Raw genomic sequence first — 18,825 nt, 5'->3', positions numbered from 1 at the left:
ACATCCGCCAGCACCGCGGCCGTCACGCGCTGCGCCATGGTGTGGTCCGGCTTGGCTTGCGCACCGCAACGGCAGCGAATCCTTCTCGTTGGTCCAGGCCCCTGCGGCTACCACGTCTGCGCCACCCTGACGTTTGACAGTCACCCTCCAGTGGGAACACCGCGGCAGGTAAACCCATCCTTTCGGCTTGGAGCGCAACGTGGATGTCACCGGATTTTTCACCGCCATCGTCATCGGTCTGATCATCGGCGCTCTCGGCCGCCTGGTCGTGCCAGGCAAGCAGAACATTCCGATCTGGCTGACCATGCTCATCGGCGTCGTGGCCGCCATCCTCGGCACCTTCCTAGCCGCTGCGATCGGCGTCGATGACACCCGCGGCATCGACTGGATCGAACTCGCCATCCAGGTCGCCCTCGCCGCCGCCGGTGTTGCCATCGTGGCTGGCGCCCGCGGACGCCGCCGTCTCTGACTCCATCCGCGGGATCATCAAAGCGCTCGCCAGCGTCCATGCCCAGATGGAACGCGGACAGAATCTGGCTGGAAAGGCAAAAGAATCCGAGCCCGCTCGAGACACGGTGAAGGCCCCAACCGCTACCACGCGGTGCGGACCTTCACCGTGTCTCGGTGATCAACAGATGACGACGACCGGGGATTACCAGGTGAGGTAGAGCAGAGCGGTGTCATCGCTGTGGCGTCCGTCATCACCACGTTGCACTTCGGCCAGTAGATCCGTCAGGTACGCGGACGGATCAGTCGTCGTGGCCAGCTGCGAGGCCAGCTCAACGAAGCGTTGTTCGCCCAGCCGGCTGCCGTTTTCGGTGAAGCCTTCATAGACGCCATCGGTGTACAGCAGCAGCCCCGCGTCGGCGGGTAGAGCGGCGACGCTTTCCTGCCAACGACCTCGGCCGGGAAACATGCCCAAGCCCAGGTGGGATCGGATCGGGGCAGGGACTGCACCCTTGCGGGTGATCACCAACGGTGGCGGGTGACCGGCGCTGACGACAATCGCCTCTGACCGGTCCGAGCTGATGCGCACGGTGCAGGCGGTCGCGAACATCGCGTCATGGGGGCGTTCGGCGACCAGCATCTGCTCGAGCAGCCGCATCCGTTCGGCTTTACCGACACCAGCCAGGGTGAGGGTGCGCCAGCCCACCCTCAGGCCTACCCCGATGGCCGCCTCGTCAGGTCCGTTACCGCAGACATCGCCGATGACAGCATGGATCGCCCCGTCCGGGTCTTGGACCACGTCGTAGAAGTCACCGCCGAGCAGGGAACGCTGCTGGCCGGGCACGTAGCGGCTGGTCACGGTCAGGTCCGCGCCGGTGGTCAAGGGCTTGGGCAGCAGGCCGCGTTGCAGGCGGATGTTCTCCCGGGTCTGCAACCGGCTCTCCGCCAGTTGTCGTTCGGTGATATGGGCGTGGCGCCGCTGGACCGCGTACTGGATCGTGCGGCCCAGCATCACGCCGTCGACGTTTCCCTTGACCAGGTAGTCCTGAGCGCCGGCGGCGACGGCCGCGCTGCCCATAGCGGTGTCGTTCAACCCGGTCAAGACCACCACGGCGGTATCCGGCCACACTCGCAGGACCTGAGCCAGCGCGGACAGCCCGTGGCCATCCGGCAGGTTCAGGTCTAGCAGCACACAGTCGGGGACGATGGTGAGTGCCGCTGCCTGCGTCAGGGTGCCGGCATGCTGGAACTGGTAGGTGAGGCCGCTGTCGGCGAGATACTCGCGCGTCAGCAGGACGTCGGCGTCGTCGTCCTCGACGAGCAGAATGCCGACCGGAACAGCTTGCGATCTTGCTGTCGCGTCCTTCCCGCGCTGCGCCGGGGTAGCCGACGCTTGATCGCCACCGGCCATCATGGTTCCTCTCCTGGATGACCGGTCAGGTCACCGGCTGTGGATCGGATTCCGCTACACAAGCCGGGCGAGTGATGCGCTCACGAGCCCGAACGCGACCCCGGATCCCGGACCTCATTATTGCGCCCCGCCACCGCGACTGATCTACGGCCGCACCAGGCGCGCCTCTTTCGTCGCAGATCTTGCGATCTCTTTGCTCTATGAGCGTTGACCAGGCACGAAGTGCATATTCATCGGCAAAACCGGCATACGGCTACAACGCGGACGCATAACGAACCATTCAGTCCGCTTCTCCCCCACAGCGACGGCTTTGAACAGGCACCAGTGCCAGGTTTTCGATGGCACGATTCGACTACTGTCATGAGACTGTCACGATCGCAAAGGGCGTCACAGCGGGAAGTCAGCCGCTATATTGCGGATCGCACAACATGGGTCGGGGGTGGTTGTGGCACATCAGGCAGCAGCGCACACCGGCCAGAACGAGGCTTACTGGCTCTTCGAGCACGGCACGAGTGCCGCACCGGCGCGACAGTGGGCTCACCAGATTCTCCTCGAGTGGCAGCTACCGGCCCTGCTGATCGAGGACGCCCTCCTGGTGATCACCGAACTGGTCCAGAACGTCGCCCAGCACACCGGCGACGGCGGTCGGCTGACCCTTACCCGCGACCAGGGCATTGTCGTGATCGAGGTGACCGACTTCTGCCCCGACCTGCCGCAGATCCGCCCACCGGATCCGCGCCGACCCGGCGGCCGGGGCCTGCCAATCGTCGCCGCCCTCTCCCATGACTGGGGCATCCGGCCCGCTCCGGCTTCGGCGGGTAAGACCGTCTGGGCGTTGATCACAACAACGTCACCGCGTTGATCACACGGCCGGCTCCGGGCCAGCCTTCACCGGGCTGGAGCGGGACTGATGCTGCGCCGCCTGCTCGTCGCGGCATTCGGTGGCCGCGTCGCGTTCGTCGACGCTCCAGGTGCGACGGCCAGCAGAACCGAAGTGAAGTTGGCCGACGCTGTTGGTGATGTACCCGAGGTCCGCCGCCCCCCGGCCGTAGTGGCGTGCCGCGTAGCTTCGATCACCGGGCACACGTCCGGCAGCGGTCCGGGCTTTCGCAGAACTGTTCGGCCATCTGGCTGGCGTACACGGGCCCGGCGCCCTGATGCAGCTCGGCGTCAGGTCCTCGCCTGCGGTCGAGGCCGTCGATCTCGCCGGCCCGCTCGAACGAAGATCATATATCCGTTTCATTATTTTTCCGGAGATTGGGGCTACTGTCAGATATGAGGTGCTCTGTTCGTGGACTTGCCTATCCACCACCGCCGCGACTGCGGCCCGGGGTCGGACGGTAAGGCCCAGCCTGTTGAGCTGGGTCCGCCTGAGGTGAGTCAGGTCAGGCAGTCATGGTGGTCCTGGATTCTTCAGTGCTCGAAAATTCGCAGCGGCTGCGTGCGGTACGGCTTGCCGAGCAGATGGTGCCGAGGCTGGCGATGCCGCTGGATGCCATCGCCCGGGCCGCGGCACATCTGCTGGGCGCGCCGATGGCGGCGGCGACACTCGTCGGCCCGGAGCAGGAGATCTTCGCCGGCGTCCGTGGGCTGCCGCCCGAGTTGACGGCCGGGCGCCGCGCCGATGTCACCTATTCGGTGTGCAAATACGTGGTCAGCGTCGACGCTCCGGTGGAGGTCCCGGACATGCTCGCCGACGCCGACCCGCAACTGCGAGAGCATCCGCTGGCAGTGCAGTACGGAGTACGGGCGTTTCTCGGCGTGCCGCTACGCGACACCGACGATCAGGTGCTGGGATCGTTGACGGTGTTCGACACCGTGCCCCGCTCGTGGACCGCCGAGCAGCTGACAACGCTTGTCGAGTTGTCGACGCTGATCGGCCCCCTGCTGGACACACCGCCGCCCGGCGAACCCGGGGCAAATTCGCCTGTCGTCGGGCTCGGGCAGGCCGTGACAGACGCCCTTGACGGAGAGGGTTTCGTCGCCGCCCTGCTCGACAGCGTGCAAGCGGGAGTCGTGGTCTGTGACAACGACGGTCAGTCGCTGCTGTTCAACCGAGCGTCACGCCAGATGTACGCGATACCCGACGCCGCCACACCCCGCCAGGCGATGACCAACGTGGTCGCCCGGCTGCACCACCCCGACCGCACCCCGATGGCATCGGACGAACTAGCCATCACCCGGGCCCTGCAGGGCCGGCCCATCCGCGACGCGGAAGAACTGCTTCTGGTGCCCGGCCAGCCGGAGCGTTACCTACAAGTCAACAGCCAGCCGATTCCCGCAGCCGACGGCAGCCGACAAGGTGCCGTATCCACCATCGTGGATGTCACAGCGCGGCGTCGCACGCAGCGTTTCCGCGACTGCGAGATGCAGGTCGCCGACATCCTGACCCGCCACGACACCGTCGCCGAGGCGGTGCCGCGCATGCTGCGCGCGGTCAGTGTGGCGTTGGGCTGGCCATATCTGACACTGTGGCTCGTCGACGCGGTCAGCGACAGCCTGCTCCCGGCCGGGCATCACGCCGCTGCCGGCCATGAGGATCTGACCGGCCTGCTACCGCAGCGGATCGGCAGGAACGACCGCGGGCTGGGCCGGGTGTGGACCACCGGGCAGGCGATCTGGGTGCCCGCCCTCGCCGACCTCGATCCGACCCGGATGCTCACCCCCGGCGCGGCTGCCTTTATCCAGGCCTGCGTCGCACGGGGTATGCACACCTTGGCGGCCGTAGCCGTGCCCTCCGGAGACACCACCCTCGGCGTGCTCAGCGGCGTGGCGCAGACAGCCGAACACGACGAGTTCCTGATCACCGGCCTACTCGCCGCAATCGCCGACCGATTCGGCTACTACCTGTCACGCCACCATGCCGACCACCTCGCCCGGCAACTCGACCATGCGAAGAACGACCTGGTAGCCCTGGTCGGCCACGAACTGCGTACCCCGCTTACCGCCATCACCGCCTACACCCAGATGCTGCTCGACGACCCCAGCCCCGACCCGGCAGACGACCGGCAGTACCTACAAGCGATCGACCGCAACGGCACGAAACTTCGGGCCCTCGTCGACGACCTGCTCGACCTCGCCGCCCTCGACGCCGGCACCCTTCCCCTCAACGACGCCCTCGTCGACCTCTGCGACCTGGTCGCGGCCGCAGGCTCCGACAACCAGCCGACCGCCGCCATCGCGGAGCTCACCGTGCGGTGCGACCTGCGCCCGCACGTCACCGTCACTGGTGACCCGGACCGGCTACGCCAACTCGCCGACCGGCTGATCACCTACGCGATCGGCGCCACCCCGGCCGGCGGGCACGTTGCGGTCGCCCTCGACCTCGTCGATGGCGCCGCCGAACTCACCGTCACCCATCCGCGCCGCAGCGACGACGACCCGGTCGACCTGTACCAGCGACTGTCGGACACCAACACCACCGGCCTGCCCGCCACCGGCGGCGCGACCACCCTGGCCCTGGCCCGCATCATCACCGAACTTCACCACGGCACCATCACCGTGCACCCCGACCAGGGCGGCACCACGACCATCACCGTGCGGCTACCGGCCACCGACCGCCATGCCGCCTTCGAACACTCGAAGGAAGACACCATGGCCACCGTACTCATCGGGGAGAACGTGCCCGACATCGCCGCCGTCGTACAACGACTGTTCGCCCGTGCCGGATACCAGACCCGCCTCACCACAACCGGCGACGCCGCGCTGGCCGGCGCCCTCGCCGACATCCCGGACCTGATCGTCATGAACCCGTCGCTACCCGGCATCGATGGCCTCGACATCTGCCGCAAACTCCGCGCCGAATCCACCACCCAACACATACCGATCATGCTGCTGTCCGTACGCCACCACCCGGCCGAACAAGCCGCTGCCCGCGCGGCCGGCGCCGACGACTACATCGGTAAACCATTCAACAACAAAGACCTGCTCACTCGCGCCCACACCCTGCTACAAACACCCCGCCCCCTCCACGACGACCCGAGTGCCACTCCTGCTTCGTGAGCTCCGGATGGGCCTGCGTGGTGTACCGCGGATGAAGGCGGTGGTTGTCTGGTTCGGCTTGCCGCGGCGGCCTACCCGGCCTGCTGCTGGGCTCCGTCGCGATCAAAGTCGCCGTGCACGCCGCCTGCCCTGTGATCATCACGTGAGGCGCCGCTCCAAGCCCGCAACCATCGGCCCAGTCCTTACGCAGCAAGTCTTAACGCCTCCCCAGAGGCCGCACCCCGCATAAATCACTTAGCGTAGCGAAGACTCGAATCATGTTACTGCGGCAGCCGCTAGACCGAATAAGTCCAGGTCAGCACCCTTACTACCATGCAGGGCAGACGGGTGCTCGATCCATGCATTCCGATGCATCAGTAGAACTGACCAGGATTTAGCCAGAACACTAACCAAAAATATCCACAAAGGATCGTCAGCATGAGTATGAGAACCGCCCGCCAACGAGCAGCGAGCAATAGCCCCTGACCAGCAAAAACTCCCCTTCAGCGCGCACGCCATCCGCCTCCCCAGCACCGGCCCGGCCCAGCCGGAGCCGCACATCCGTAAATCGCCGATATCTACGAGGGACTCGTAGATAGAAAACGGGGCTGACTCCGAAGAGTCAACCCCACTCTGAACTGGGAAAACTTGCTCCCTCAGCCCTTCAATAGTTGCCGCGCCATGACAATTCGCTGGACCTGGTTAGTGCCTTCGTAGATCTGGGTGATCTTCGCGTCGCGCATCATGCGCTCGACCGGGTAGTCGCGCGTGTAGCCGTACCCGCCCAGGATCTGCACCGCGTCTGTGGTGATCTCCATGGCCGCGTCCGACGCGAAGCACTTGGCGGCCGCGCCGAAGTACGTCAGGTCCGCGTCGCCGCGCTCGCTCTTGCCGGCCGCGGCGTAGGTCAGCTGGCGGGCTGCTTCGAGCTTCATGCCCATGTCGGCCAGCATGAACTGCAGGCCCTGGAAATCGGCGATCGGCTTACCGAACTGCTTGCGCTCTTTCGCGTACCCAAGGGCGAAGTCGAGCGCGCCCTGCGCGATCCCGATGGCTTGCGCGGCGATGGTGACCCGGGTGTGGTCCAGGGTTTTCATCGCGGTGGCGAAGCCGGTGCCCTCGGCGCCGATGATGCGGTCGGCCGGGATGCGCACGTTGTCGAAGTAGACCTCACGGGTCGGTGAGCCCTTGATGCCGAGCTTCTTCTCCGGCGCTCCGAAGCTGACGCCCTCGTCGGACTTCTCCACGACGAACGCTGAGATGCCCCGGGAGCGGGCGGTGGGGTCGGTGACAGCGAAGACCGTGTAGTACTCGGAGACGCCGGCGTTGGTGATCCAGCGCTTGACGCCGTTGAGCACCCAGCTGTCACCGTCGCGGACCGCGCGGGTGGTCATCGAGGCGGCGTCCGAGCCGGCGTCCGGCTCGGAGAGGCAGTACGAGAACATGCCCTCGCCGGCCGCGACCTTCGACAGATACTTGTGCTTGAGCTCCTCGGAGCCGGCGATGATCAGCGGCATGGTGCCGAGCTTGTTCACCGCCGGGATCAGTGAGGACGAGGCGCAGGCGCGGGCCACCTCTTCGATCACGATCGCGGTGGCGAGGGCATCCGCGCCGGCGCCGCCGTACTCGACCGGGATGTGCGGCGCGTGGAAGTCGGACGAGCGCAGGGCCTCGTACGACGCCTTGGGGAACTCGCCGGTCTCGTCGGCCTCAGCGGCGTTCGGCGCGACGCGTGCATCACAGACCTCGCGCACGGCGGCACGAATGGTCTCGTGGTCCTCCGGCAGCCGGTATGCGTCGAAATCAGACATGACCTTAACCTTCCCTAAGGGGTCCCGACGTCATGTTACCGGCGCGTAGCGCAGCCGATGCAACAGACGGAAGTGTGCGGAAGATCCCCCCGAGAAGTAACCCCAGGAAAAGTGCCGGGTTCCGCGCCGTTTCCGTAGATCTCCACCCGGTTGAGACTGTTCTAATGAGGTGTCCGACCGGCATGCTCTAGTTACCAAGAGGAGTCGAGGAGGCCCCGTGGCGCAGGCTGACGAGTCCGGCTATGCCGACGATCTGGCTCGGATCGACGCCTCCATCGCGGAGCTGAAGATCAAGGACATGCAGGCCGCGTCCGAACGGACCAAGATCGCCAGCAAGATCCAGGCCGCGCAGTTCCAGCGGGACATCCTGGCGCATGCGAACAAGACCAAGGGCGCCAAGAGCAACAAGCGGTCCGCGCGTCGCCGGCCACCGGACGGCGGTGACTTCCCGCCTCCTCCGCCGCCCCCAGCGGGAGCGCGCCCGCAGCACGACGACCCGCCGCCACCACCTCGCGGCCGTGATCGTGCCGCACCGCGACCCGATCGCAACCCCCGGGCGGATCGCAACCCACGGCCCGACCGCAACCCGCCGCCCGACTGGGCCGAGCCCGGCGCCCGGCACACCGGCCCGCCCGGCGTCGCCACCGACGGGGTCACGCTGCTTGTCGACGATCCGCCGCCGACCGAGCGGGTCGCCACCGCGCCTCGCCGGCCGCCGCCCCCTCCCCCGGGTCACCCGCCCGAGGCGTCCACCCAATCGGTGCAGAACATCCTGCTCGCCCTCGGCGCGCTGCTGCTCGGCATCGCCGCCGTGGTCTTCGCCGGTGTCGCGGTGGACAACCCGTTCGCGCGTACCCTGATCCTCGCGATAGCGACAGGCATCGCTCTCACCGTCGCGCCGGGCGTGGCCCGGCGGGGTCTCACCTCGACTGGCGAGACGATCGCCGCGGTCGGCCTGGCGCTGTTCCCGATGACGCTGTTCGCGATGCACGGCAGCACGATCGTCGGCGGGTCGGACGTGCCGGTCGCGCTCTACCTGGGCATCACGTTCGCGATCACGGCGGTGGCGGGCTTCATCTACGCCGGCGTCACTCGTCTGGCCGCTCCGCGGTACGCCACGGTCATCGCCACGCAGCCGGTCGCGCCGCTCCTGGCGTACCCGATGATCCAGAGCCCGGCCGGCTGGGGCCTGGCCCTGACCGCCGTGGCCGTGCTCGACCTTCTGCTGCTCACCACCGTGATCCGGTCCGGCCGGCTGGTGCCGCGCTGGCCGCTGGGCCGGCCGACGCCGGCCGACCGCGCGCCCGCTGAGATCGACCTGGATCCCGACGCCCCACCGCGCCCGGAGTCCCACCCGGAAGAGCCCGACCTGATCATTTCCGGTCTGGCGAAGCCCCGGCGCCGCTGGCTGCCGACCCGGATCTTCCCCGGGCCGCGTCCCGAGGACGCGCCACCGGCCGGCTCGGTGCCGCTCATGCCACCGGCCAGCCCGCCGTCCGCCGACTGGCTCCGCGAGCTGACCTTCGCGCTGCTCTGCTTCGCCTGCGCGGGCGCGCTGATCTACTCATCGGTGGCCCTGCTGCAGGCCCAGGTGGTGGCGGACGCCCTGCGTTCCGGCCTGATCCTGGTCGCGGCCGCGCTCACCGGGGTCGCTGCCGCCCGGCTGCTGAAAAACCCGCTCGCCATGAACATCGCGGGCGCTGTTCTCACCCTCGCCGTCATCGGTACGACGGCCCGGCTCGCCGATGTGGTCGCGCCGCACTGGACCCTGGTGATCGCGGCGGCCACCGTCGCAATCACCGGCGCGGTGGTCGGGCTGCTGGCCGAGCCGATCCGCCGCGGCCCGCAGTACGCGTCAACCGGCGCCCTGACCATTATCGGACTGATCGTCTCGATCGACGCGCTCCGCGCAGCGTTCGCCCCGGTCGTCGCGGCCCGCCCGATCTGGAACGCCGACACCGCCGCCTACGCGCAGCAGCTCGCTGACGCGGTCGGTCCGTCCGGCTGGCTGCTGGCGTTCAGCGCACTGTTGCTCACCATCGCGGCGGCGCTCGCCCTGCCGTCGAGCATCCGGCACGAGGGCGCGGTGGCCGGCATCGCGCTGACCGCGCTCGCCGTGCCCGCCTCACTCGGCCTGCCCTGGTCGGAGGCGCCCTGGCCGCTTGTCCTCGCCGCGATCGGCCTGGGTGCGGCCGGCCTGTGGGCGAGCACCCGGCGGATCGCCTTCGCCCACATCATCGCGGCCGGCATCGTCGGCCTGTTCGGTGCGGCCGCCTCGCTGAGCGCCTCCTGGCTGACCGCCGCGGTGCTGACCGCGATCGCCGGCGCCGGCGTGATGGTGGCGATCGCCGCTCGGCAGATCCCGGTCCGTCTCTTCGCCTGGATGATCGGCGACTGGGCGTCAGGCGGCGCCGCGCTCGCCATCCCGGGCGCCGCGGTGACTGCCGCCCTGGCGATCTCCGACACCGGCGGCGGGCCACCGGCCACCGCCCAGGCGACCGTGCCGGCGCTGGCCGCCGGGTTCCTCGCGGTGGCCGGCACCCTCAGCTACGCCGCCGTCTACCAGGTCGCCCGCCGGGAGATCAGCGTGCCGCTGACCCTGGGCACCGGACTCGGCGCGGTGGCGATGGCCCTGGCCGCGCTCTTCGCGCCCGGTGCGGCAGCACCCGACATCTGGGTCGGTGCGCTGCTGCTCGGCGCCGCCGGGCTGCTCTTCTTCGCCAAGTCGATCGACGAGCGTGGCCGCAACGACCGGCTGCTGGACGGCGCGGACATCGCGGCCGCCGCGGCCACCGTGGCGATCTGCGGCGCGCTGGCTCGGGTCGCCGCGCTCGCCTTCCCGGACGCCTCGCTCGCCGTGGCCGGTGTCGTGGTGCTGCTGGTCGGGATGGCCGTCACCGTCCTTCCGGAGGACTGGAAACGCGGACCGTCCCGGGGTCTCGGCATCGCCGCCCTGGTGGTCGGCCTGATCGCCGGCGCCCAGGCGGTGGTCGGCGGTCTGCGGATCCTGGCCGCGCCGGGCCCGATCTGGGCCGCCGACCTGAGCCAGTACGCGCAGGAGCCGCCCGCCGGCGCCTGGCAGGCCCCGTTCGCCCTGGTCATGGTCGCCATCACGGCCGCCATCGGGATGTCCAAGCCGTGGTCGCACTACGCCTCCGGCCTGGCCGCCGCGCTCGCCACGATCGGCGCGCCGTACGCGTTCGGCATGCCGTGGTGGGCACCGCTGATCGTCGGCGGCGCGGTCGCCATCGCGTACGGCCTGGCCGCCGTGGCCGCGCCGTCCCCGGCAGCCGCCCGCGCCCGGGCCGGAGTGGCCGCCGTGGTGCTCCTGCACGCCGTGGCGACCTGCCTGGTCCGGCCCTGGGCGACAGCGCTCGGCCTGCTGCTCGTGGTGCTCCTCGGCGTGCTGGTCGCGGTGACCGCCCGGATCCCGATCCGGGGCACCGCCCCGGAAGCCCTGGAGGCCGAGGACGGCCAGCTGCCGGAAAGCGCGCTGCCCCGCCATCGGGCCCAGATCGGCGGCGCGGCCACCGGCGCGATCCTGCTCGCCCTGCCCGGTGTCTTCGCCGCGACCGCCGCCGACCAGGGTTTCGGCACCCCGGTTGTGCTCACCGCCGCGCTGGCCGCGTCCGCTATCGGCCTGGCCGTGCTGGCGGCCCTCGGCCAGTACATCCCGCAGTACCTGCCGTGGGCCACGATCGGCCTGGTGCTCGGCGCCACGATCACCGCGCTCACCTCGGTGCCGAGCGATTACCCGACCGCTTTGTACGCCGCCGCGGCCGCCCTGCTCGGTGTGCTGGCCGAGCTGCTGCGCGGCGCCGTCCCGGCTCCGGTGCAGCGGGTGGCACCGCTCGAATATCCGGCGCCCCGATATGTCCGGACCCGCCGCGGCACCCTGCGGTCGAGCGGTTTGACCGCCGGCGGGCTGGGCGAACGCTGGCTCGCCGACCCGGCTACCGGCGCGGTCTGGCTGGCGCTGCTGCCGACCCTGCTGGCCCTCTTCTCGCTCGCGCCGGCCCTGCGTGCCGCTCTGATCGACCCACTGAAGCAGATCAACGCGATCTGGGAGGGCCCGATCCCGGCGCTGGCCGTGCCGGACGCCGGAACCGTGGACGCCACCAGCGCGCTCGCCGCGATCCTGCTCACCGGCGCTGCGGCACTCGCCGCGCTCGGTTTCGGCGGCAAGGCCTCCGAGACGGTGCCGGTGATCCTGCCGGGTGTGGCGCTGACCCTGTTGATCACGCCGATCGCGCTGCACGCCGGGTTCCCGGCGGCGACCGGCGCGGCGTTGGTGGTCTTCACCATCTCGATGCTCGGCCTGGCGCTCACCCCGCCGCCGGCGGCCACCCGTGCGCCGCTGCTGCGGACCACGCGCAGCATCGTCTTCGTGGTTGGTCTGCTGGCCGGCGGCGCCGGGCTCGCCGGCAGTCTCGCCGATGAGCCGCTGACCCTGTTCACACTGGGCAGTGCGATCGGTGTCGGGCTGGTCGCTGCGGTCGGTGGGCGTACCCAAGCAGCTCGGATCCTGGGTTGGCTCTTCGCCGCGCTGATGGGTCAGATGTTTGTGCTGACCGTGGCGATCTCGGCGGGGCTGGCGCGGCAGTGGGCGGCGTTCGGTGTGCTCGCGGTCGGCGCCGTGCTGCTCTCCCTGGAAGCGGCGCTGCCCCGGCTCGGCCTGCCGCAGTACCGTGCCGAAGCCGTCACCGTCGAGTGGTGCGGTTACGCGTCCGCCCTGATCGCCGGTGTGCTGGCGTTCGACTCCCCGGCGCATCTGGCGGCGCTGCTGGCGGCCTGGGGTGCCGTGCTCGGCCTCACCGCGTCCCGGCCGGACCGCACCCCGCAGCAGCGGCGCACGCTGTTCTGGGTGGCGGTCGGTTTCGAGATCGTCGGCTGGTGGCTGTTCATCGCACTGGCCGAGGTGGCGGTCCCGGAGGCGTACACGTTGCCGTTCGCCACGCTGGCGCTCGCGGTCGGCGTGGTCGAGGCACACCAGCGGCCGGATCTGAGCAGCTGGGCGGCGTACGGTCCAGCGCTGATCGCCGCCTTCGTGCCGACGATGGGCATCGTGCTCGCCGACGCCGGTGGCGACACCCGTCCGGTGCTGCTGCTGCTCGGTGCGGTGGCGACGCTGATCGTCGGTTCGCGTACTCAGCAGCAGGCGCCCGTGGTGATCGGCACGATCGCGACCATCTTCGCAGCGCTCTGGTTCGGCTTCAACCTGGTCGGACCGTGGCTGGTCCTGGTGCCGCTCGGTGTGGTGCTGCTGTTCCTGGGCGCGACCAGCGAAAACCGCCGCCGCACCCAGGACATCCGAAACGTCCTGTCGAAGATGCGTTAGCCGAGGAGTTTGGCGCGCAGCGCCTCGTCCTTCTCGGCGACCATCTTTTCCAGTCCCGCCTGGAAGGAGAGCATCCGGGCACGCAGTACCGGGTCCGAAGCACCGAGGATCCGGACCGCGAGCAACCCGGCGTTACGCGCTCCACCGATCGACACCGTGGCGACCGGAACCCCGGCCGGCATCTGCACGATCGACAGCAACGAGTCCATCCCGTCCAGGTGCTTGAGCGGCACCGGCACCCCGATGACCGGCAGCGGGGTCAGCGCCGCCACCATGCCCGGCAGATGGGCCGCACCGCCGGCGCCCGCGATGATCGCCTTGATGCCCCGGTCAGCGGCCGACTCGGCGTAATCGAGCATCTTGCGCACGGTCCGATGCGCGGAGACCACACCGACCTCGAACGGCACCTCGAACTCGGCGAGCGCGATCGCGGCGGCCTCCATGGTCGGCCAGTCGGAGTCGCTGCCCATGATGATGCCGACGACGGGTGCCATCAGTTGCCTTCCTGAAGCCATTTCGCAGCCCGCGCGGCGCGCGCACGGACCTCTTCCAACGAGGAGCCGAGAACCGTCACGTGGCCGATCTTGCGCCCCGGCCGGACCTGCTTGCCGTAGAGGTGCACACGAGCACCCGGATCCGCCGCGAACAGGTGATGCAGCCGCTCGTCGATCGAGATCCCGCCGGGCTCGCCGCCGAGCACGTTCGCCATCACGACGACCGGCGCGGTAAGCGTGGTGTCACCCATCGGGTAGTCCAGCACGGCCCGCAGGTGCTGCTCGAACTGCGAGGTCCGGGCCCCCTCGATGGTCCAGTGACCGGAGTTGTGCGGACGCATCGCCAGCTCGTTGACCACGATGCCGTCGTCGGTCTGGAACAACTCGACGGCGAGCAGGCCGACGACCCCGAGCTCGTTCGCCAGGTCGATGGCGAGCTGCTGCGCGTCGAGCGCCAGCTCCTCGTCCAGGTCCGGCGCGGGCGCCAGCACCTCGACGCAGATGCCGTCCTTCTGCACGGTCTCCACCACCGGGTACGCCGCGACCTGCCCGAACGGCGACCGCGCCACGAGCGCCGCGAGCTCCCGCCGCAGCGGAACCTTCTCCTCGACGATCAGCGGGATGCCGGTCGACACCAGGTCAGCCGCGGCCTCGGGCGATCCGACCATCCAGACGCCGCGCCCGTCGTACCCACCTCGGGTTGCCTTGGCGACCACCGGCCAGGACCCGGCCGCGAAGGTCTCGATGTCCTGGGCCGTGCTGATCCGCGCCCAGCGCGGGACGGGCGCGCCGAGCGCGGCGAGGCGCTCCCGCATCATGCCCTTGTCCTGTGCGAAGACCAGCGCTTTCGACCCCGGGAAGATCTTCACGCCCTCGGCCTCGAGCGCCTCGATGTGCTCGGTCGGCACGTGCTCGTGGTCGAATGTGACCGCGTCGCAGCCCTTCGCGAACTCACGCAGAGCGGAAAGATCGGTGTGCGTGCCGATCGGCACGTCAGCCGCGACGAGCGCGGCACTGTCATCAGGCTTCTCACTGAGCACACGCAGTGACTGGCCGAGAGAAATGGCAGCTTGGTGGGTCATCCGGGCCAGCTGGCCGCCACCCACCATGCCGACTACAGGCAGACCGGTTCGGGTATCCATCGCCAGGCCAGCCTAGCGACGCCACCCCGAAGACCGAAAATCAACCCCTTTCTTGGGTACGCCCTACGCCTCCGCCAACCGCACCACGGGGCCGGCCGCCCTCCGGGCGCTACCGCCGGTTCTCCGGCCACCTTGACAATCTGCAAGGCGACACCGGCCCGTCACCGTCGATAACATGTCGTTATGAGCGCAGAGGCGATCGGCGGCTTGATGCCCGCCACCATCACGCTCGACGACCTGGTGGCGATGATCGAGGCCGATAAGCACGGGCACCGATATGAGACCAGCATCGAGGGAGTGCTCACCGTGGTCCCTCCCCCGGATGGCAAGCATGCCAAGATCGCCACTCGACTCACCCTGTGGTTCGGCATGGCGGGCTGGCCGGCTGATCAGCTCATGCAGGTGCCGGGCATCCGCATCAGGAGTCCCAAGGGAGACGCCGGGCGCATCCCTGACCTCGCTGTTTGGTCACGCGATCCCGGGGATGCGGTGTGGTACGACGTCGATGACCTTCTCCTCGTCATCGAAATCATCTCACCGGGGTCCGCCGCGACGGACCAGGTGACCAAGGTGACCGAATACGCATCGGCCGGCATCCCCCACTACTGGATGGTCGCGCGGGATTCCGCGAACACTGTCACCCTCTACCGGCTCAACGACGGCGGGACCTATGACGTGTCCGCGAAGGTTCCGTTGAGCTGGTTACTGCAGACCGCCGTCCGGGATCATCTGTCCCCGGAGGCCTGACCCAAACGGGTGGTGAGGTCGGCTGCTGTGGTGACCGGGCGGTCGCACACGAAACCCCGGCAGACGTAAGCCGCCGACTCCCCGCCGATCAACGGCCGGTCGGCCAGCAGGGCCACACCCTCCTGATCCGGCTCGCCCGCGACGATCACGGTCCCGCCCGGCGCCTGCTTCCACGCCGCCTCCACCAGCGGATCACCGTTCACCGGCCCGGACGTGACGATCGCGATCTCGTACGGCCCGGTCAGCGCCGCCTCGGCCACCGCCGCCGCATATCCGGCGAAGCGCGGATGGCCCCCGATCAGCGGCCCGGCAGTGGCGAGAGCCGCGTCTGCCGCTTCCCGATGCGAGGTCGAGCCGCTCAGCGCCGCGTACGACACCAGCGCCGCGCACAGCGCCGACAGCCCGGACGGCGTGGCGTTGTCGGTTGGGTCAGCCGGGCGGGTGAGCAGTTTTTCCGCGTCGTCGGCCGTGTCGTAGAACCCGCCGTCCCCGCTGGCGAACCGCGCCAGAGCGACATCGAGCAGCTCCCGAGCAAGCGACAGCCACCGAGGCGCGGCGGTCACCTGGAAGACCGCGAGGAACCCCTCGGCCACGCAGCCGTAATCCTCGAGCACCCCGGCCGGCTCGCCGGCCACCCCGTCCCGGGAGACCCGGCGCAGCCGGCCGTCGATCAGATGCCGGTCGGCCAGGACCTCGGCCAACGCGATCGCAGCGTCGCGGGACTCAGCCGATCCGGTGAGCGCGCCGTGCTCGGCGAGCGCCGTGATCGCCAACCCGTTCCAGGAGGCGACCACCTTGTCGTCGCGGGCCGGCTGAGGCCGCTGCGCGCGGGCCGCGAGCAGCCGGGAGCGCACGTCACGCCACCGGTCGACGATCTCCGGGGCGGCCTCGTCGATGTCCCGGGCCAGGACCAGCACGCTGGAGCCGTGTTCAAAGGTGCCGGCGACGGTGACCCGGAACAGGTCGGCGGCCCACGCGCCGTCCTCGGCGCCGAGTGCCTCGGTCAGCGAGGCCGGCGTCCACGCGTAGGTCAGCCCTTCGACCCCCTCCGCGTCGGCGTCCAGCGCGGACGCCAGGCCGCCGGACGCGGTGCCGAGGTCGCGCAGCAGGAAAGCGGCCGTCTCGTCGGCGATCCGGCGGGCGAACAGGTCGCCGGTGAGCCGCCACAGCTGGGTGTAGACCCGCAGCAGCAGGGCGTTGTCGTACAGCATCTTCTCGAAGTGCGGCACGGTCCAGGTGTCGTCCACCGCGTACCGCGCGAAGCCGCCGGCCAGCTGGTCGTAGATGCCGCCGCGAGCCATCTGCTCAGCGGCGTGCCGGACGATTTCGAGGGCTTCGGCCGAGCCGGTGCGCTCGTGGTGGCGCAGCAGGAAGAGCAGGTTCATGTGCGGCGGGAACTTCGGCGCGCCGCCGAAACCGCCGCGCTCACGGTCCTGTTCCTTTTCCAGCCCGGCGGCCGCGGCGGCGAGCAACCCGGCGGAGATCGGCGCGGTCGGGCCGCCGATCATCTGCGCCCCGCCGACCGCCTCGACGACTGCGGAACCCTGTTTGAGCACGTCGTCACGCTGCTCGCGCCAGGCGGTGCCGACGGATTCGAGCAGCTTGCCGAACCGCTCCCGGGGGAAGTAGGTGCCGCAGAAGAACGGGTCGCCGTCCGGGGTCGCGAAGACCGTCATCGGCCAGCCACCCTGCCCGGTCATCGCCTGGGTCGCGGTCATGTAGACGGCGTCCACGTCAGGTCGTTCCTCACGGTCCACCTTGATCGAGACGAAGCCCTCGTTCATCTGCTTCGCGATCGCGGCATCCTCGAAGGACTCGTGCGCCATCACATGACACCAATGACAAGCTGCGTAACCCACCGAGATGATCACCGGCACGTCCCTGCGACGCGCCTCCTCGAACGCCTCGGCCGACCACTGCCACCAGTCAACGGGGTTGCTGGCGTGCTGGAGAAGGTAGGGCGAGGTGGCACTTCCCAGCCGGTTCATGGACCAACCCTCTCACAAGCCCGTCCACCTTCCCGGTAGGTCAGAGGTAGCACGTCAGCACACCTCAAGATTCGGTATCCCGCAGGCTAAAATTTTGGCGGTTGCATTGCTCAAATTTTGGTACTTTCATTTTCCAGAATTTGGTATCGCACGACCACCGGGGAGACAGCATGACGGGGCCACTCGCCGGAATTGCGGAACGGCGTGTCTCTGCGCTGCTCAACGACTTGCTCCAGGTGGAGCCGGTCATCGCCCTACATGGCCCGCGCTCCGTCGGCAAATCCACCGTATTGAGCGGCTTGGCCCGCGCTCGGGGCGTATCCATCCTAGACCTGGATAATCCGGGCATTCGAGATGCCGTAGTGGCCAACCCGCAGACAGCCGTCGCGACGCAGAACTTGCTGTGCGTGGACGAATATCAGCATGCTCCGGAGATCCTCGACGCGTTGAAAGCACGCCTCAACCACGAAGGCACTCTGCCGGGCACCGCCGTGCTTACCGGATCAACTCGCCAGGATGCTCTGCCCCGCACGGCGCAAGCACTCACCGGCCGGCTGCACACGATGACCATCTGGCCGCTTTCCCAAGGAGAAATCGGCGGTGTCCGCGAGGACTTCGTACCAGCACTCCGAGCAGATCCCGATGCGGCCGTCGCCGCCCGGCCGTCGTCCACCACCATCCGAACGGAATATGTCGATCGGCTCTGCGCCGGAGGATTCCCGCTGGCCCTGCGTCGGATCGGCACCGCACGCGATCGGTGGTTCGACGACTACATCCGCCAGTCCTTGGAACGTGACGCCATCGAGCTTGTCCGGATACGCCAACGCCACATGCTGCGCGAGCTTCTAGGCCGACTTGCCGGGCGAACCGGACAGGTGCTGAATCTGACCAAGGCGTCCGAGGGACTCACCGCGGAACGTAAAACCATCGAGGACTACGTCCGGCTCCTCGAAGACCTCTTCCTCATCGACCGGCTTCCTGCCTGGGGTAAAACGTTGCGTGCGCGGTCCGTCGCATCGCCGAAGGTGCACGTCATCGACACCGGCGTGGCCGCTCGACTGATGCGAGTCACACCGGCCAAGCTCGCCTCCCTCGATCCCACCGCCTTGGCGGAATTCGGTCACTTACTCGAAACTTTCGTCGTCGGCGAGCTTCGCAAGCAGGTCTCCTGGCTGGACGAGCAGGTCTCCACAGGACACTGGCGCACCCACGACGGCGACGAGGTTGACTACGTCATCGAGTTCGATGACGGCCAGGTCCTCGCCTTCGAAGTCAAGGCAAACGAACGCATCGCGGGCACCGACCTCAAAGGCCTCCGTAAGCTCCGAGACGCGCTCGGCAACAAGTTCATCGCCGGCGTTGCACTCAGCACAGGCCTGCGATCGTTCACCTACGAGGACCGCATCCACGTCATGCCGGTCGACCGCCTTTGGACGCCAATCGACCAATAGCCGCCCACCAAGCCG

At 68.9% G+C, this 18,825-nt stretch carries 12 protein-coding genes; 7 read left to right on the top strand and 5 right to left on the bottom strand.

Annotated features, from left to right (window positions below):
• The first annotated feature begins 199 nt into the window (after positions 1 to 199).
• Entirely contained in the window at positions 200 to 469 is a 270-nt protein-coding gene (locus ACQP2E_RS03890) for a GlsB/YeaQ/YmgE family stress response membrane protein (RefSeq protein ID WP_433833752.1), read from the top strand.
• 183 nt (positions 470 to 652) lie between these two features.
• Here the strand turns inward: ACQP2E_RS03890 and ACQP2E_RS03885 are convergent, their stop codons facing one another.
• A complete protein-coding gene (locus tag ACQP2E_RS03885) occupies positions 653 to 1,861 on the bottom strand; it encodes a PP2C family protein-serine/threonine phosphatase (protein ID WP_433828507.1) in 1,209 nt (402 codons plus the stop codon).
• 436 nt (positions 1,862 to 2,297) lie between these two features.
• Between ACQP2E_RS03885 and ACQP2E_RS03880 the strand changes: the two genes are divergently transcribed.
• The 3 genes from ACQP2E_RS03880 (at position 2,298) to ACQP2E_RS03870 (ending at position 6,006) form a co-directional block, all read left to right on the top strand.
• Positions 2,298 to 2,720 carry an ATP-binding protein gene (locus ACQP2E_RS03880; RefSeq protein WP_433828506.1) on the top strand — a complete coding sequence of 141 codons (423 nt, stop codon included), beginning with the start codon at positions 2,298 to 2,300 and terminating at the stop codon, positions 2,718 to 2,720.
• A 533-nt stretch (positions 2,721 to 3,253) separates the two neighbouring features.
• Entirely contained in the window at positions 3,254 to 5,860 is a 2,607-nt protein-coding gene (locus ACQP2E_RS03875) for a response regulator (protein ID WP_433828505.1), read from the top strand.
• Positions 5,861 to 5,904: 44 nt separating this feature from the next.
• On the top strand, positions 5,905 to 6,006 hold the full coding sequence (locus ACQP2E_RS03870) for a universal stress protein (protein WP_433828504.1): 102 nt from the start codon (positions 5,905 to 5,907) through the stop codon (positions 6,004 to 6,006).
• Between the two features lie 489 nt (positions 6,007 to 6,495).
• Here ACQP2E_RS03870 and ACQP2E_RS03865 read toward each other — a convergent pair whose 3' ends face one another.
• A complete protein-coding gene (locus tag ACQP2E_RS03865; RefSeq protein ID WP_433828503.1) occupies positions 6,496 to 7,650 on the bottom strand; it encodes an acyl-CoA dehydrogenase family protein in 1,155 nt (384 codons plus the stop codon).
• Positions 7,651 to 7,867: 217 nt separating this feature from the next.
• Between ACQP2E_RS03865 and ACQP2E_RS03860 the strand changes: the two genes are divergently transcribed.
• Complete coding sequence (locus tag ACQP2E_RS03860; RefSeq protein WP_433828502.1) at positions 7,868 to 12,988, top strand: SCO7613 C-terminal domain-containing membrane protein; 5,121 nt, start codon at positions 7,868 to 7,870, stop codon at positions 12,986 to 12,988.
• Here ACQP2E_RS03860 and purE read toward each other — a convergent pair.
• Both purE and ACQP2E_RS03850 read right to left on the bottom strand, forming a co-directional pair.
• Positions 12,985 to 13,482: a 5-(carboxyamino)imidazole ribonucleotide mutase gene (gene purE, locus ACQP2E_RS03855; protein WP_433828501.1), complete on the bottom strand. Its 498-nt coding sequence runs from the start codon at positions 13,480 to 13,482 to the stop codon at positions 12,985 to 12,987. The genes ACQP2E_RS03860 and purE overlap by 4 nt on opposite strands.
• Entirely contained in the window at positions 13,482 to 14,624 is a 1,143-nt protein-coding gene (locus ACQP2E_RS03850) for a 5-(carboxyamino)imidazole ribonucleotide synthase (protein ID WP_433828500.1), read from the bottom strand. The genes purE and ACQP2E_RS03850 overlap by 1 nt, the downstream gene beginning before the upstream one ends.
• 183 nt (positions 14,625 to 14,807) lie before the next feature.
• Between ACQP2E_RS03850 and ACQP2E_RS03845 the strand changes: the two genes are divergently transcribed.
• Positions 14,808 to 15,371 carry a Uma2 family endonuclease gene (locus ACQP2E_RS03845; protein WP_433828499.1) on the top strand — a complete coding sequence of 188 codons (564 nt, stop codon included), beginning with the start codon at positions 14,808 to 14,810 and terminating at the stop codon, positions 15,369 to 15,371.
• Here the strand turns inward: ACQP2E_RS03845 and ACQP2E_RS03840 are convergent.
• The gene (locus ACQP2E_RS03840; protein ID WP_433828498.1) at positions 15,350 to 17,359 is read right to left on the bottom strand and encodes a thioredoxin domain-containing protein; all 2,010 of its coding nucleotides are present in this window, start codon (positions 17,357 to 17,359) and stop codon (positions 15,350 to 15,352) included. The genes ACQP2E_RS03845 and ACQP2E_RS03840 overlap by 22 nt on opposite strands.
• 170 nt (positions 17,360 to 17,529) lie before the next feature.
• Here ACQP2E_RS03840 and ACQP2E_RS03835 point away from each other — a divergent pair, with 170 nt between their 5' ends.
• Complete coding sequence (locus tag ACQP2E_RS03835) at positions 17,530 to 18,810, top strand: ATP-binding protein (protein ID WP_433828497.1); 1,281 nt, start codon at positions 17,530 to 17,532, stop codon at positions 18,808 to 18,810.
• Positions 18,811 to 18,825 lie beyond the last annotated feature (15 nt).

Origin of the sequence: Actinoplanes sp. CA-015351, assembly GCF_050955685.1 — a bacterium.
Classification (GTDB): domain Bacteria; phylum Actinomycetota; class Actinomycetes; order Mycobacteriales; family Micromonosporaceae; genus Actinoplanes.
This window is presented reverse-complemented; position numbering and strand designations above follow the sequence as displayed.